This window comes from Alloalcanivorax profundimaris (assembly GCF_015265435.1).
Classification (GTDB): domain Bacteria; phylum Pseudomonadota; class Gammaproteobacteria; order Pseudomonadales; family Alcanivoracaceae; genus Alloalcanivorax; species Alloalcanivorax profundimaris.
In genome coordinates, this window is sequence record NZ_JABJWH010000005.1 from 321,891 (window position 1) to 336,636 (window position 14,746).

Sequence of the window (14,746 nt, forward strand, 5' to 3'; positions counted from 1 at the left end):
GCTTGTCGTCACATCGAAAGTCGTGCCCGCGCCGCCACTTCGCGGGCACGGCCTGCCTGGATTAAGAGACCGAAACCGCGTGTTTTAACTATCAACTGTCAACTATCAACTGAAGTTCAGACTGCCCATTTGCCGTGTTCGTGGCTGACGCGGTCTTCGTCGCGGAGTTTGATCAGGTGGGCTTCCAGGGACAGGCAGGCGACGCCGTGCAGGAAATCGGGCACGTCGGCGTAGACCCGGGTAACCAGTTCCTGCACCGTCACCGGGGTCTCGTCCAGGGCCTCGAACACCTTTCTTTCCCGTTCCCGACGATGCGCCAGGGTTTTGTCCACGGTGGCCATGGGCTCGGTGATCAGTTCACCGTGGCCCGGGGCCATGGTGTCGATGTGGTAGTCGCGCAGCAGCGCCAGGGAGGCCATGTAATCCGCCATGGAGCCCGACGGCGGGGCGATCACCACGGTGGAACCCTGGATCAGATGGTCGCCGGTGAACAGCAGGCGCTGATCCACCATCAGGTAGCAGAGATGATTGCCCACGTGGCCCGGGGTGGCGATCACTTCCAGGGCGACGCCGCCGCAATCCACGGTGTCGCCGTGGCCCAGCAGCCGCGCCGGTGACCAGCTTTCGTCCTGAAGGCCGTCGTCGGGGACCGACGGGCCCAGCATTTCCGCGCCGCTGGCCTCGGCCAGGGCGCGGGCGCCGGGCGAGTGATCCCGGTGGGTGTGGGTGACCAGAATACGCTCGATGGGGCGGCCCAGTTGCTCCGCCGCGCGCAGCAGGGCGCGGGTGTGCTCGGCGTCCTCGGGCCCCGGGTCGATGGCGGTGAGCGCCCGGTCGCCGACCAGATAGCTGTTGGTGCCGGGCCCGGTCATCATTCCCGGGTTGCGGCCCAGAACCCGCCAGGCGTGGGGCGCGATGGGGGTGGCTTGGCCAGGAATGAGCGCTGCCATGATCTCTCCTACAGCCGCTGCTGTGCTTCGGGGAGCCGGCATTGTGACCATTTCGTTTTCGCTTGGCCAGCCCCGCGAAAATGAAACGCTAGCGGCCGTAGACCTCCACGCGCAGCACCCGCAGGCGCCAGCGGTCCGCCTCGATGTCCGGGTCCGGGCGCGGCACCGACAAATCCAGCGGGTAGCGGCCGTTGGCGGGGATGTGCATGGAGACGCTTTCCTCGCGCTGGTAGAGCACCTGGCAGGCGGTGGCCGGCGGGCAGCGCAGCGCCTCCACCGCCAGCCGCACCCGGGCCACGGCGTGCTCGCCCCGGTTGGCGATGTCACCGCTGAGGCGGTAGGTGGTTTCCGTGCGGTGCACCTGGCTCACCTCGGCGGTGACCGTCTCCGGATCCGCCGGCGCGCGGCGCTCCTGGTCGGTGAACAGGGTGGCGGCGCCGAACAGGGTGCCGGCCACGAGCACCCCGGCCAGGGCCAGGTAGAAGGGCCGCCGGCCCGCTTGCCAGCTGCCCCAGAGCAGCACCACCACCGCCACCGTGACGGTCAGAATCAACAAAAAACGCATCGCTAATCGTTACTCCCCGGTCGCTCGGGCCGCGATTGATCGGACCCATAGGTTTCTTCTGAGTGACGTCTTCTTATAATCAGTGTCGCGTCATGTAAAGGAGAACACCATGCTGATCGTTGTTTCACCGGCGAAAACCCTGGATTACGAATCGCCGTTGCCGTCCCTGCGCGCCACCCAGCCGCGCCTGCTGGACGACAGCGCGGAACTGGTGGACCGGGCCCGCCAGCTGTCGCCGGCGGATCTGGCCAGTCTGATGAAGGTCAGCGACAAGATCGCCCACCTGAACGTGGAGCGGTTCGCGCAGTGGTCGCGGCCGTTCGACAAGAGCAATGCCCGGCCGGCGGTGTTCGCCTTCAAGGGCGATGTCTACACCGGCCTGGATATCGGCCGCTTCGACCGCGACGACCTGCAGGCGGCGCAGAAGAAACTGCGCATCCTCAGCGGCCTGTATGGCGTGCTGCGTCCCCTGGACCTGATGCAGCCCTACCGCCTGGAAATGGGGACCCGGCTGGACAACCCCCGGGGCAAGGACCTCTACCAGTTCTGGGGCGAGACCATCACCGACCAGTTGGTCAAGGACATGAAGGCCGTCGGCACCGAGGTGCTGGTGAACCTGGCTTCCAACGAATACTTCAAGTCCGTGCATCCCAAGCGCCTGCCCGGGCCGGTGATCGAGCCGGTGTTCCAGGACGAGAAGAACGGCAAGTACAAGGTGATCAGCTTCTACGCCAAGAAGGCGCGCGGCCTGATGGCGGCCTGGATTCTGCGCGAGGGCATCGACAAGCCGGAGGATCTGAGGAAATTCAAGGAAGCGGGCTACCGCTATGATGCACAGGCATCCACCGACGCCAAGCCGGTGTTCCGGCGTGAGGAGCAGTAAAACCAATCGCGACTGAAGTCGCTCCTACGGTGGTCTTGTAGGAGCGACTGGGCGGCTTCCACTTCAGTCGCGATCAATGGCGGAGCGTCACTTCCAGTCGCTCTGGAAATCCTCGGGCTTCACCACCAGCACGTCGTTGCCGGTTCGGGTCAGCAGGGATTCGGCGGTGGCGCCCAGCAGCAGCCGTTCCACGGTGTTGCGGCGTACCGTGCCCACCACCAGCAGATCCGCGCCTTCTTCCTCGCAGTAAGCGGTGAGGGTGCGGGTCACCGGACCTTCCAGCAGGGTGGTTTTCTCTTCCGGCAGGTTCTCGCGCTTGGCGAATTCCGCCAGCGCTTTCTCGTGGTATTCGCGGATGCTGTTGGCGCTGGCGGCGTATTCGGGCAGCGCTTCGCCGGCCACCAGCAGCAGGGTTTCGTCCGGGTGCTCAAGCACGTGCACCGCTTCCAGCTCACCGTGCAGCTGCTCGCTCCAGTAGCGGGCGGTGTGGATCACGGCGGCGTCCAGGCCACCGGGCTTTTCCTCCGGTTCCACCGCGGCGGTGAAGCGCGGCGGCGTGCCCCAGGGCTGGGAGTGCACGCACAGCACCGGGCAGGGCGCGTGCCGGATCAGCAGCCAGTCGCGGGGGGTGAACAGGTGGCGTTTGAGGGTGCCTTCCTCGCTGGTGTGCACCACCACCAGGGACGGCGCGCATTCCACCACGGTGTCGCGCAGGGCGGTCTCGGCATCGCGGTGCGGCGCCACGCGCTTGGTGACGGCGGTGCCGCCGGCCAGCTCGTCGATGCGCTTTTCCCAGGCCTTGGCGATCTGGCGTTCGGCGCTTTCCCGGCGGGCGTCGTCGAAGCCCACCGCCCGGCGCATCGCCGGCGAATCGCTGTTGACCGCCACGGTGAGGGGCTGGCCGGCGGCCCGGGCCAGGCGCAACGCCTTTTCCAGGGCCGGCTGCGGGGCCTTCAGGTCACGGTCGAGGAAAACCAGAATGCCATTGTTGGAGCTCATAGTCGGTGTCCTTGCTAACGGGAATCAGGCGTCCTGCACGGAATCGTGGCTGCCGGTGCCGCACAGGGCCGGGCGATCGAGAATCTCCACTTCGCGGCCGTCCACCCACAGCAATTGTTGCTGCTGGAAGCGGGTAAAGATGCGGCTCACGGTTTCCACCGCCAGGCCCAGGTAGTTGGCGATGTCGTACCGCGACATGGGCAGGCGGAAGCGTTTGTTGCTCAGCCCCCGGCGTTGCTGGCGAGTGGCCAGGGACAGCAGCAGCGAGGCGACGCGATCGTCGGCGCTTTTCTTGCTGAGCAGCATGTGCAGCTCCCGGTCGGCGCGGATTTCCTTGCTCATCAGGCCGAAGAAGTGGTGCTGCAGGCTGGGAATTTTCTGCGACAGATCCTCCAGGCGGTGGAACGGGATCTCGCACACGGTGGAGGTTTCCAGGGCCTTGGCGTTGGACAGGTGGCGGGCGGTGCTGATGCCGTCCATGCCCAGGATCTCGCCGGGAAGGTAGAAGCCGGTGACCTGCTCCTCGCCCTCGTCGGACAATACATAGGTCTTCAGCGCCCCGGAGCGGACCGCGTACACGGAGTTGAAGTCGTCGGCGGCGCGGAACAGGTGCTCGCCGCGTTTCAGCGGCCGTCCGCGTTGGATGATCTGATCAAGCTGGTCGAGTTGGGCGGGCGCCACGGCCAGGGGTAAACAGATCGGGCTCAGGCTGCAGTCGTTGCAAGAAACGGTGCGTGGCATGATGCCCCCTTGTTGGCTGCGTATGGAAGGTGACTCAGTGGCTATCAAAGTCGCTACGTAGGACATTATAGAAGGCCTCTTGGGCTGAACAAGTGTCGGCGGCCACAAAAAAAGCGGTGGCCGACCTCAGATGATGCGGCTGAAACGTTCCCCCTGCCCGGTGACGGCGAAGCGGTCGAAGGGCTGCACCAGCGCCCGCGCCACCAGACGCCCGGCGTCGGTGATGACCAGATCGCTGCCCTCCATGCAGAGCAGCCCCAGGTTTTCGAATTCCCCCAGTTGTTCCAGGCTGTCGGCGAAGTAATCGGTGAAATCCACGCCCCATTGCTCGCGGAAGGCGGCCAGGTCCAGCCGCAGGTCGCAGAGCAGGCCCATGATCACGGCGCGCCGCAGGCGGTCGTCCCGGTTCAGCTTGTAGCCACGTTCCAGGGGCCAGCGGCCCCCGGCCACCGCCTCCTCCCAATCCTCCAGGCGTTTCGGCGCCTGGGCGTAGACGTCGCCGAGATCGCTGATGCTGCTCACCCCGAAACCGATCAGGTCGGCGTCGCCGTGCAGGGTGTAGCCCTGAAAATTGCGATGCAGGCGGCCCTGGCGGCGGGCCACGGCCATCTCATCGTCGGGCAGGGCGAAGTGGTCCATGCCGATCAGTTCGTAGCCGGCCTGTTGCAGCATCTCGCCGCCACGCACCTGCATGGCGAGCTTCTCGGAGGGGCTGGGCAGGGCGCGCTCGGCGATCTGGCGCTGAATCTTGAAACGCGCCGGCAGGTGCGCGTAGTTGTACATCGAGATGCGGTCCGGCCGCAGCTCGATCAGTTGCTCCAGGGACCGGGCCAGGCTGGATTCACTCTGCCAGGGCAGGCCATAGATCATGTCCGCGTTGATGGAGTGGAAGCCGAAGTCGGCGGCGTCGTCGAACACGCGGCGGATCATGTCCAGCGGCTGCACGCGATTGACCGCCTGCTGCACGCGCGGGTCCAGATCCTGCACCCCGAGGCTCAGACGGTTGAAGCCCAGGCCCCGGATCAGGCCCAGGCGGGAGCGGTCCACGGTGCGCGGATCGATTTCCATGGCGTAGTCGCCGCGATCGTCCTCCAGCAGCCGGAAATAGCGCGCCAGGTCGTAGACCAGCTCGGTGATCTGGGCGTCGTTGAGAAAGGTGGGGGTGCCGCCGCCCCAGTGCATTTGCACCACCGGCCGTTGCGGCGCCACCAGAGAGGCTTTGTGGCGCAGTTCGGTTTTCAGGTGCGCGAGATAGTCCACCGCCCGGCGCCGGTTGGCGGTGACGATGCGATTGCAGGCGCAGTAGTAGCAGACCGTGGCGCAGAACGGGATGTGGCAGTAGAGGGAAAGGTCGCGACGCTCCCTGTTTCCCGCTTCCACGGCGGTTTCCACGTCCTCGACCCGCAGTTCCTCATGGAACTGGGTGGCCGGCGGGTAGGAGGTATAGCGGGCCCCGGGCCCGCCAAAGCGGCGAATAAGATCCGGGTTCCAGGTGGTCATTGGCGATGCTCCAGGTAACAGGCGATGCCATCATGCCTGCCCCGTCGCCAACCGTTTTGATGTGCATCAAAGGAAGGTGGGAACGGACGCCTCGCCGCAAAAAGGCAGGGGCAGAGCGCCGCTGTGCAGCCACAGGCCCTGGGCCAGAAACCACAGCGCCAGGCCCAGGGTGGCGACCCCGGCCAGTCGTCGGGCGCCGGGCCCACGCAGGTGCCGCAGCTGACCACCGGCGACCCCGGCGGCGGCCACCGGGGCCACGGTGATGGCGCCGAACACCAGCATCACCAGGGCGCCGCCACCGGCGCCGCCGGCGGTGGCGGCGAGCAGCAGCGCCGAGTACACCAGCCCGCAGGGCAGCAGGCCCCACAGCAGGCCCAGGCCCAGTGCCTTGTAGGGCCGGTCCACCGGAATCAGCGCCGCCCGGGCCGGCTTCAGCCAGCGCCACAGGGCCGCGCCGGGGCGTTCCAGGGCGCGCAGGGCGCCGCCGTTGCCGAGGAAGTGCCAGGCCAGCAGCACCATCAGCAGCCCGGAGAACAGCGCCGGCCAGGCCGGGCCGCCGGCGGGCAGCAGGTTGAGCAATTGCCCGCCCAGGGCGCCCGCCAGAGCGCCGAGCAGGGTGTAACCAGCAACGCGACCGCCGGCGAACAGCAGCTGCCAGGCCCACAGCCGCGCGCCCCGGCGGCGCGGTTCCGGGATCGCGAAGGTGAGGGCGGTGCCGATGCCGCCGCACATGCCCACGCAGTGGACCATGCCGGCCAGGGCCAGCAGGGCGGCGCCACCGATCAGCGGCAGCAGGGCCTCAATCATGGTCGCGGTCCTCGAACACGATGCGCCAGGCTTCGTGGTCCAGGTCCTCGAACTGGCCCCGGCGGATTGCCCAGAACAGGGCCCACACCGCCAGTGCCAGGAACAGCATCGCCAGGGGGATCAGGAGAATGATGATGGCCATCGTGCCAGCCTCGCCGCGTTGAAGGTGACCAGAAGGGAACTGGCGGACATGCCCAGCGCCGCCGCCCAGGGCGGAATCCAGCCGGCCATGGCCAGCGGTACCGCGAGCAGATTGTAGCCCAGCGCCCAACCCAGGTTCTGATGAATGCGCCGGCGCGCCCGCCGGGCCAGGTCCGGCAGCGCCGCCAGGGTATCCAGGCCCGGGCGCAGCAGATAGAGGCCGGCGGCCCGGCGTGCCAGGCTGGTGGCGTTGGCGGTGGCCACGGACACCGTTGCCTCGAGCAGCGCCGGGGCGTCGTTGATGCCGTCGCCGACCATCATCTGCGGGCCTTCCTCCCGGTGCAGCGCGCGCAGCCAGGCGGCCTTGTCGTCCGGGGTCTGACGGGCCCGGTGGGCGTCCAGGGTCAGGGTCCGGGCCAGCGCCGCCACCGGCGCCTCGCCGTCGCCGCTGGCCAGGCGCAGCCGCCAGCCGCGCTCGCGCAGGGCGGCGGTCACCGCCACCGCTTCCGGGCGCAGCCGGTCGCGCAAAAACAGCCGCAGCCGGGGCACGCCGTCCTCGCTGAGGATCAGCGTGGTGGCGGCGCTGGGGCCGGGGCCGTCCACCGTGGCCGGGCCGATTTCCCAGAGCCGCCCGTCCCGGTGGCCGCTGGCGCCGTCGGCGCGCACCCGGATATCGGCCACCGCCCGGTCCGGGGCCAGGCCGTCGAAGGCCCGCGCCAGGGGATGCGGGTGACCCTGCTCCAGGGCGGCGGCGATCGCCAGCAGGGGGGCATTGTGGTCGGCGCCGGTGGCGCCGTCCGGGCGCTGGGAACCGACCAGCTCGAAACAGCCTTCGGTGAGCGTGCCGGTCTTGTCGAACAGCACGCCGCGCACCTCGTTGAGCGCCAGTAACTGGGAGGGGGAGGCGATCAGCACGCCTTCCTTGAGGGCGGCGCTGAGACTGGCGGACACGGTCAGGGGCACCGCCAGGGCCAGGGCGCAGGGGCAGGTCACCACCAGCACCGCCAGGGTGTGCTCGAACGCCAGAGCCGGGCCGGCGGACCAGTGCAGCGCCAGGGTGGCGGCGGCCAGGGCCAGCACGCCCAGGGTGAACAGCGGCGCCACCCGGCCCCAGTCGCGCACCAGGGGCAGGCGTTCCTCCTCGGCCCGGGCCACCTGGTCGCCAATCCGCGCCACCAGGCTTTCCGCCACCGGGGCGGCGGCATCCAGGGTCAGGTCGCCTTCCAGGACCCGGGAGCCGGCGCGCACCGTGGCGCCGTCGGCCACCGCCACCGGCAGCGGCTCGCCGGTGAGCGCGCTTTCCGCCACGCGGGCGTCGCCGCGCACCACCAGGCCGTCCACCGGCACGGTTTCACCCTGGGCCAGGCGCAGTCGGTCGCCGGCGCGAATCTGGCGGCTCGCCACCCAGGTTTCCCGCTCGCCATCCAGGCGGCGCACCACCAGGGGCAGGGCGTCGCGCAGGCGCCGCCAGGCGGCCCGCACCCGGTGGCGCTGGCGCTGTTCCAGCCAGCGGCTGAGCAGCAGGAAGAACACGAACATGGCGGCGGAATCGAAATACACATGGCTGCCGCCCAGGGCCATGTTCACCAGGGAACCGGCCCACGCCAGTCCCAGGGCCAGGGCCACCGGCAGATCCATGCCCGGGCGGCCGGCGCGCAGGCCGCGCCAGGCGCCCTGGAAGAACGGCCAGCCGGCGTAGAACACCACCGGCGTGGCGACCAGGAAACTGGCGATGCGGAACACCCAGGCGTAGATCTCATCGCCGCCCTCGAAAGCGCCCAGGTAGAGGGCGGCGGAATACATCATCGCCTGCATGGCGCCCAGGCCCGCCAGGGCCAGCCGACCCAGCAGACGTCGCGCCTCGCGGCGCTGATCCGCTTCCGCCGACGGGTCGCCGGGCAGGGTGACGCCGTAACCGAGCTTGAGCAGCCGTTCCGCCACCCGGCGCGGGGCGTCCGGACGGTCATAAACCAGGGTGAGTGTCATGGCGGCCAGGTTGGTGTGCACGGACACCACCCCGGGGATGTCGCCGGCGGCCTTCTCGATCAGCCAGCAACAGGCGGCGCAGGTAAGGCCGGAAAGAGCCAGGGTCAGACGCTCGCCGGCCGGGTCCGGGCGGCGGTGGGCGGCCAGCAGCTCGGGCACGTCGAACAGGGCCAGGGCGCGCTCCCGTTCGTCGCCGTCCGGGGCGGCGTCGTTGTCGGCACCGCGCAAACGGTAGTAATCGTCCAGGCCCAGATCGTGGATCAGGGCCATGGCAGCGGCGCAGCCCGGGCAGCAGGCCGGGCGTTCGCCCTCGGCGCCGGGCGCCAGAAACGGCGGGGTGGGGGCCACCTCGCCGCAATGTCCGCACAGTACCGTCACCGGCCGGGCTCCACGCTGCCCAGGCGGGCCCCGTCCGGGCCCAGGCGCAGGCGGTGATAGAGGCGCCAGGCGCCGTCCGGCGGCGCCAGGGTCACGTTCCACTCGCCTTTATCCGGCAGCGCCTCGTCCGGCTCGTAACGGCCTTGGCCCAGATGACGGAGAGTCAGGTTCCGGTCCTGGTCGGCGAAGGTGGGATGGCGCAGCTTCAGGTTCAGCCGGTCCGGCCAGGGCACCGCGATGGCGCTGCTCAGCCGCACCCGGCCATCGGCGTCCAGGCTGGCGGCCAGGCCCAGGCGGGCGGCCCGGTTTTCCGCTTCCAGGGAGCGGTTGATGGCCTTGCCATCACGATACCAGTTGTCGTCCACGGTGCTGTCGGCATGGGTGATGGCGATGGCCAGCGTGACCAGCCCGCCAACGACCGCCGAGGCGGGCAGGGCAATCATCAGCCATACCAGCGGGTGCCGGTACCAGGGCGCCTCAAGAGCGTGGGGCGATGAAGCGGGATTCATGGGCCATCTCCATATCGGGGGCATCACTGTCCGCGCCGTTCACGGCATGCACGCGGAAGCGGATATCGGCGGATTCCACGGTGCCGGCATAGGGGTCGGCGCTTACCGTGACCGGCAGGCTGCGGTGCTCGCCGGGACGCAGTGTAAAGTCCCGGGGGCCGTTCACAAGGGTCAGCCCCTCCGGCCCTTCCAGGGTAAGCTGGTAGCTGTGCGGGGTCTGGGCCTTGTTGAGAATTTCCAGCCGATAGCTGTTCTCGATGGTGCCACTGCCGGTAACCCGGTACAGCTGGTTGCGGTCGCGCAAGACGTCCACCTGCAACGGCACCCGGGTGACCAGGCTGCCGGCGAACAGCCCGACGAGAATCAGGATGACCGCGCCGTAGCCGATCAGGCGCGGGCGCAACAGGTGGGTGTGGCGGCCGTTGAGGGCGTTCTCGGTGGTGTAGCGGATCAGCCCCTTGGGCCGGTCAACCCGTTCCATTACCTGGTCACAGGCGTCGATGCAGGCGGCGCAGGTGATGCACTCGTACTGCAGACCCTCGCGGATATCGATGCCGGTGGGGCAGACCTGCACGCACAGGCCGCAGTCCACGCAGTCCCCGGCCGGTTCCTCGCTATGCTTACGGGCGCCGCGCCGGCGCGGCTCGCCCCGGGCCCGGTCGTAGCTCACGATCAGGGTGTCGCGGTCGAACATCACGCTTTGGAAACGCGCGTAGGGGCACATGTACAGGCACACCTGCTCGCGCATGAAGCCGGCGTTGCCGTAGGTGGCGAAGGTGAAGAACCCGATCCAGAACAGCGCCCAGCCGCCCACCTGACCGGTGAAGAAGTCGGGCACCAATTCACGGATTGGCGTGAAATAGCCGACGAAAGTGAGACCGGTGGCCAGCGCCAGCACCAGCCACAGGCCGTGCTTGGCGAACCGCCGGCTCACCTTATTAAGGCTCAGGGGGGCCTTGTCCAGCTTGATGCGCTGGTGTCGGTCACCCTCGAAAAATTGCTCAATGGCCATGAACCACCGTGTCCAGGCGGTCTGCGGGCACACATAGCCGCAGTACACCCGCCCGGCGAACACGGTGACGAAAAACAGGGCCAGGGCGGAGATGATCAGTGCCCAGGCCAGGAACAGAAAATCCTGGGGCCAGAACGTCAGCCCGAAGATGTGAAAACGGCGCTCCGGCAGGTCGAAGAGAATCGCCTGCCGGTCGTTCCAGGTCAGCCAGGGAAGAACCAGGTAGAGAGCCACCACGACGCGGACACTGGCGTCGCGCAGACGCTGGTAGTGGCCCTTCACATCCTTGATCTGGATGCGCTGGCGCTTGGCGTAGAGCCGCGCGCCTTCTTCGTCGGGGTGGGATTGCTCCACCGGGATTCGGCGACCTGCATTCATGGTTTACTCCTCGTCGCTGCGCGACAAACCGTAGACATAGGCGGCGAGCACGTGCAAACGCTCGTCGGACAGCACGCCCTCGTGCTTGGGCATATGACTGTTGCGACCCTGACGAATGGTGGTCTCGATGTCCTCCACCCGGGCGCCATGCAGCCAGATGCCGTCGGTCAGGTTGGGCGCGCCCAGGGCCTGGTTGCCGGTGGCATCCTGACCATGGCAGGCGGCACAGGCGGCGAACTTGGGCTTGGCCCGTTCCACCGCCGCCGCCACTTGTGGATCACTGGTCATGTCCGGGCGGCTCAGGCTCTGCACGTACAGGGCCATGTCATGGACCGCTTCGTCGGTACCGCCGATGGCGGCGGCCATGGGCGGCATCATGCCGTTGCGGCCCTGGGTGATGCTGGTGAGGATGGCATCGGCGCTGCCGCCATAGAGCCAGTCGTCATCGGTCAGGTTGGGGTAGCCCTTGGCGCCGCGCGCGTCGGAGCCGTGACAGATGGCGCAGTTGTTGGCGAACAGGCGGCCGCCCACGTCCCGGGCTTCCGGGTACTGGTGCAGCTCGTCCACCGGTACCTTGGCGAACTGCTCGAACAACGGCTCGGTGCGTTTTTCCACCAGCGCCACTTCCTCTTCCCACTGGGTCACGCTGCTCCAGTTGAGCAGGCCGCCGAAACGGCCCAGGCCCGGGTAGAGCACCAGGTAGACCACGGAGAAGATCAGGGTCCCCACGAACAGGAACAGCCACCAGCGCGGCAGCGGCTGGTTGCGCTCCTGGATGCCGTCGAAGCTGTGGCCGGTGGTCTCGTTGCGGGCTTCCTCCGGGGTCATCTTCAGATTGACCAGCAGCAGAATCGCGCAACCCACCAGGTTCAGCACCACGATGGCGATGATGTAGATGCTCCAGAACTGGCTCATGACTGCTCCCCCCGGTGTTGGTCGGACCCGTCGCGCCGGCGGGCCGGGCCGAGCGGGTCGGTGTTCAGCGGAATCTCGCCGAGGCGCTGGTAGTCACGCTTGCGCGAGGGGCGGTAGACCCAGGCCACCAGGGCCAGAAATGCGACGAAGAAAATCACCGTCAGCAAGGCGTGGTAGTTCATCAGCGTTCCTCCCGCCGGGCCTGGCCCAGGGACAGCAGATAGGCGACCACCGCGTCTTCCTCGGTGGCGTCGGCCCATTCACCGCGTACTTTGTTCATCTGGTCGTCGATGTCCTGATCGCTGTAGGGCACGCCGAACTGGTTCTTGAACACCTTCAGGGTGCGTTCCATGTGCGACCAGTCCACCGTGTTTTCCGCCAGCCAGGGGTAGGCCGGCATGTTGGATTCGGGCACCACCTGGCGCGGATCACGCAGGTGCTCGCGATGCCACTGCTCGGTGATCGGGCGCAGCCCGACCCGGTCCAGATCCGGCCCGGTACGCTTGGAGCCCCACAGGAAGGGGTGCTCCCAGACGTCCTCGCCGGCCACGCTGTAAGGGCCGAAGCGCTCGGTCTCGGCGCGCAGCGGCCGCACCATCTGGGTGTGGCACACATGGCAGCCCTCGCGGATGTAGATGTCGCGGCCGGCCATTTCCAGGGCCGTGTAGGGGCGCAGGGTGGCCATCGGCTCGGTGGTCGCCTTCTGCCAGAACAGCGGCACGATTTCCGCCAGACCGCCGAAGCTGACCGCCACCAGGGTGAGCACGATCATCAGGCTCACGTTTTTCTCGATTACGGAATGATAGTTGGCCATGTTTACGCCTCCGCCCCGACCAGATTGAGTTCACCTTCGTCGCTGCGCGTGCCGCGAATGGTCATCCAGACATTCACCGCCATCAGGATCATGCCGGCCAGGAAGATCACGCCGCCGAGCAGACGCACGATGTAGAAGGGCTGCCGCTCGGCCAGTTCCTGCACGAAGTTGTAGGTGAGGGTTCCGTCCTCGTTGACGGCGCGCCACATCAGGCCCTGCATGATGCCGGACACCCACATGGCGGCGATGTAGAGCACCGTGCCGATGGTGGAGAGCCAGAAGTGGGCGTTGATCCAGCGGATCGAGTACATGCGCTGGCGGTCGAACAGGCGCGGCACCATGACATAGATGGAGCCCATGGTGATCATCGCCACCCAGCCCAGGGCGCCGGAGTGCACGTGGCCGATGGTCCAGTCGGTGTTGTGGCTGAGCGCGTTGACGGTCTTGATCGACATCATCGGGCCCTCGAAGGTGCTCATGCCGTAGAACGACAGGGCCACGATCAGGAAGCGGATGATGGGGTCGGTGCGCAGCTTGTGCCAGGCGCCGGACAGGGTCATCATGCCGTTGATCATGCCGCCCCAGCTGGGCGCCAGCAGCACGATGGAGAACACCATGCCCACGGACTGGGCCCAGTCCGGGAGACTGGAATAATGCAGGTGATGGGGCCCGGCCCACATGTACACCGCGATCAGCGCCCAGAAGTGCACGATGGACAGCCGGTAGGAGTAGATCGGCCGCTGCGCCTGGATCGGCACATAGTAGTACATCATGCCCAGGAAGCCGGCGGTCAGGAAGAAACCCACCGCGTTATGGCCGTACCACCACTGCACCATGGCGTCGATGGCGCCGCTGTAGGCGGAGTAGGACTTGGTCAGCGAGATCGGCACCGCAGCACTGTTGACGATGTGCAGCAGGGCGATGGCGATGATGAAGGCGCCGTAGAACCAGTTGGCGACATAGATGTGGCTGGTGCGACGCTTGCCGATGGTGGCGAAGAACACCAGGGCGTAGGCCACCCAGACCACCGCCAGCAGGATGTCGATGGGCCACTCCAGCTCGGCGTACTCCTTGGCGCTGGTGAAGCCCAGCGGCAGGGAGATGGCGGCCAGAACGATCACCGCCTGGTACCCCCAGAACACGAAACTGGCCAGGCGCGGAAACGCCAGGTTGGTTTCGCAGGTTCGCTGCACCACGTACAGCGAGGTGCCAATCAAGGCACTGCCCCCAAAGGCGAAAATCACCGCATTGGTGTGCAGCGGCCGGAGACGGCCGAAGGTCAACCAGGGAATTTCCAGGTTGAGAGCGGGCCAGGCAAGCTGGGCGGCGATCCACACCCCGACCAGCATACCCACCACCCCCCAGATCACGGTGGCGACCGTGAATTGCCGGACCACCTTGTAGTGGTAGGCAGGCGTCAAAGCGGTGTCTTGCATGATGTTTCCCTTCTAATGAGCGGCCCGGACGGACCCGATCAAGGCGGGGTGAACGTTAACAGCGGGGTCCGTGAAGACCGTTGACATGGGTCAAGGCGGGGGACGGCGACGGCGGGATTTTCCGGGTCGTCAAAGGTCATTATAATGTGTACACCCTAAATCGACGGAGATGGACGAACTCATGCCCAAACGCGACAAACCCCATACACCGGCCGAGTACGGCTATGAATTTTCCGAGCAAGTGGGGCATCTGCTGCGTCGGGCCTACCAGCGGCATACCGCCATCTTCCAGCGCCACAGCTGCGACAAGCAGCTCACCGCCATTCAGTTCGTGACCCTGTGTACACTGGTGGAACGGGGGCCGAGCTCGCTTACCGACATCGTCCAGGCCACGGCCATCGACCCGGCGACGGTGCGAGGGGTGATCAAGCGTCTCAAGGCGCGGGACTGGATCGCGCTGTCCACCTGCGCGCAGGATCAGCGCAAGGTGATCGTCACCATCACGCCGGAAGGGGAGGGGCTGGTGGATGAGATGGTGCCGGCGGCCCAGCGCATCTCCGATCTCACCATGGAAAATCTGAACCCCGCCGAGCGGGTGGCCCTGCTGCATCTTCTGGCGAAAATGAGCGGGGCCCCCGACGACGAAGGCTAGCTGTGACCTTTCAGTAGGTTGTTCATTCGGGGCGTACCCGGAAGACTGGAGGTGTGAGACTACGCAGCCCTCCAGGAGCC

Annotated in this window: 16 protein-coding genes; 2 read left to right on the forward strand and 14 right to left on the reverse strand. The window is 67.3% G+C overall.

What is annotated here, in order from left to right; translation table 11 throughout:
* Positions 1 to 116: 116 nt before the first annotated feature.
* On the reverse strand, positions 117 to 950 hold the full coding sequence (locus HMJ39_RS02865; RefSeq protein WP_194296201.1) for an MBL fold metallo-hydrolase: 834 nt from the start codon (positions 948 to 950) through the stop codon (positions 117 to 119).
* A gap of 88 nt (positions 951 to 1,038) precedes the next feature.
* Entirely contained in the window at positions 1,039 to 1,515 is a 477-nt protein-coding gene (locus HMJ39_RS02870) for a hypothetical protein (RefSeq protein ID WP_194296202.1), read from the reverse strand.
* Positions 1,516 to 1,624: 109 nt separating this feature from the next.
* On the opposite strand from HMJ39_RS02870, the gene yaaA reads away from it, so the two are divergent.
* On the forward strand, positions 1,625 to 2,398 hold the full coding sequence (gene yaaA / locus HMJ39_RS02875; protein WP_194296203.1) for a peroxide stress protein YaaA: 774 nt from the start codon (positions 1,625 to 1,627) through the stop codon (positions 2,396 to 2,398).
* A gap of 87 nt (positions 2,399 to 2,485) precedes the next feature.
* On the opposite strand, the gene HMJ39_RS02880 is transcribed toward yaaA, so the two are convergent.
* From HMJ39_RS02880 to ccoN, 12 genes are all read right to left on the reverse strand, one after another.
* On the reverse strand, positions 2,486 to 3,397 hold the full coding sequence (locus HMJ39_RS02880) for a universal stress protein (RefSeq protein ID WP_194296204.1): 912 nt from the start codon (positions 3,395 to 3,397) through the stop codon (positions 2,486 to 2,488).
* A gap of 24 nt (positions 3,398 to 3,421) precedes the next feature.
* Positions 3,422 to 4,204, reverse strand: coding sequence for a fumarate/nitrate reduction transcriptional regulator Fnr (gene fnr, locus HMJ39_RS02885; protein ID WP_194296205.1), 783 nt, complete (start codon positions 4,202 to 4,204; stop codon positions 3,422 to 3,424).
* Positions 4,205 to 4,264: 60 nt separating this feature from the next.
* Positions 4,265 to 5,638 carry an oxygen-independent coproporphyrinogen III oxidase gene (gene hemN / locus HMJ39_RS02890; protein ID WP_161385637.1) on the reverse strand — a complete coding sequence of 458 codons (1,374 nt, stop codon included), beginning with the start codon at positions 5,636 to 5,638 and terminating at the stop codon, positions 4,265 to 4,267.
* A 66-nt stretch (positions 5,639 to 5,704) separates the two neighbouring features.
* Positions 5,705 to 6,445: an urease accessory protein UreH domain-containing protein gene (locus HMJ39_RS02895; RefSeq protein ID WP_161385636.1), complete on the reverse strand. Its 741-nt coding sequence runs from the start codon at positions 6,443 to 6,445 to the stop codon at positions 5,705 to 5,707.
* Positions 6,438 to 6,587 carry a cbb3-type cytochrome oxidase assembly protein CcoS gene (gene ccoS / locus HMJ39_RS02900; protein ID WP_161385635.1) on the reverse strand — a complete coding sequence of 50 codons (150 nt, stop codon included), beginning with the start codon at positions 6,585 to 6,587 and terminating at the stop codon, positions 6,438 to 6,440. Before ccoS ends, HMJ39_RS02895 begins: the two co-directional genes overlap by 8 nt.
* Positions 6,566 to 8,950 carry a heavy metal translocating P-type ATPase gene (locus HMJ39_RS02905; RefSeq protein WP_194296206.1) on the reverse strand — a complete coding sequence of 795 codons (2,385 nt, stop codon included), beginning with the start codon at positions 8,948 to 8,950 and terminating at the stop codon, positions 6,566 to 6,568. The genes ccoS and HMJ39_RS02905 overlap by 22 nt, the downstream gene beginning before the upstream one ends.
* On the reverse strand, positions 8,947 to 9,459 hold the full coding sequence (locus HMJ39_RS02910) for a FixH family protein (RefSeq protein WP_194296207.1): 513 nt from the start codon (positions 9,457 to 9,459) through the stop codon (positions 8,947 to 8,949). The genes HMJ39_RS02905 and HMJ39_RS02910 overlap by 4 nt, the downstream gene beginning before the upstream one ends.
* Positions 9,428 to 10,849, reverse strand: coding sequence for a cytochrome c oxidase accessory protein CcoG (gene ccoG / locus HMJ39_RS02915; RefSeq protein ID WP_161385632.1), 1,422 nt, complete (start codon positions 10,847 to 10,849; stop codon positions 9,428 to 9,430). The genes HMJ39_RS02910 and ccoG overlap by 32 nt, the downstream gene beginning before the upstream one ends.
* A 3-nt stretch (positions 10,850 to 10,852) precedes the next feature.
* A complete protein-coding gene (gene ccoP, locus HMJ39_RS02920) occupies positions 10,853 to 11,764 on the reverse strand; it encodes a cytochrome-c oxidase, cbb3-type subunit III (protein ID WP_161385631.1) in 912 nt (303 codons plus the stop codon).
* Positions 11,761 to 11,946, reverse strand: coding sequence for a cbb3-type cytochrome oxidase subunit 3 (locus tag HMJ39_RS02925; RefSeq protein WP_161385630.1), 186 nt, complete (start codon positions 11,944 to 11,946; stop codon positions 11,761 to 11,763). Before HMJ39_RS02925 ends, ccoP begins: the two co-directional genes overlap by 4 nt.
* Positions 11,946 to 12,578: a cytochrome-c oxidase, cbb3-type subunit II gene (ccoO, locus tag HMJ39_RS02930; protein ID WP_161385629.1), complete on the reverse strand. Its 633-nt coding sequence runs from the start codon at positions 12,576 to 12,578 to the stop codon at positions 11,946 to 11,948. The genes HMJ39_RS02925 and ccoO overlap by 1 nt, the downstream gene beginning before the upstream one ends.
* A 2-nt stretch (positions 12,579 to 12,580) precedes the next feature.
* Positions 12,581 to 14,014 carry a cytochrome-c oxidase, cbb3-type subunit I gene (gene ccoN / locus HMJ39_RS02935; protein ID WP_161385628.1) on the reverse strand — a complete coding sequence of 478 codons (1,434 nt, stop codon included), beginning with the start codon at positions 14,012 to 14,014 and terminating at the stop codon, positions 12,581 to 12,583.
* A gap of 181 nt (positions 14,015 to 14,195) precedes the next feature.
* Between ccoN and HMJ39_RS02940 the strand changes: the two genes are divergently transcribed.
* Positions 14,196 to 14,666, forward strand: coding sequence for a MarR family winged helix-turn-helix transcriptional regulator (locus tag HMJ39_RS02940; RefSeq protein ID WP_194296208.1), 471 nt, complete (start codon positions 14,196 to 14,198; stop codon positions 14,664 to 14,666).
* The last annotated feature ends 80 nt before the right edge of the window (positions 14,667 to 14,746 follow it).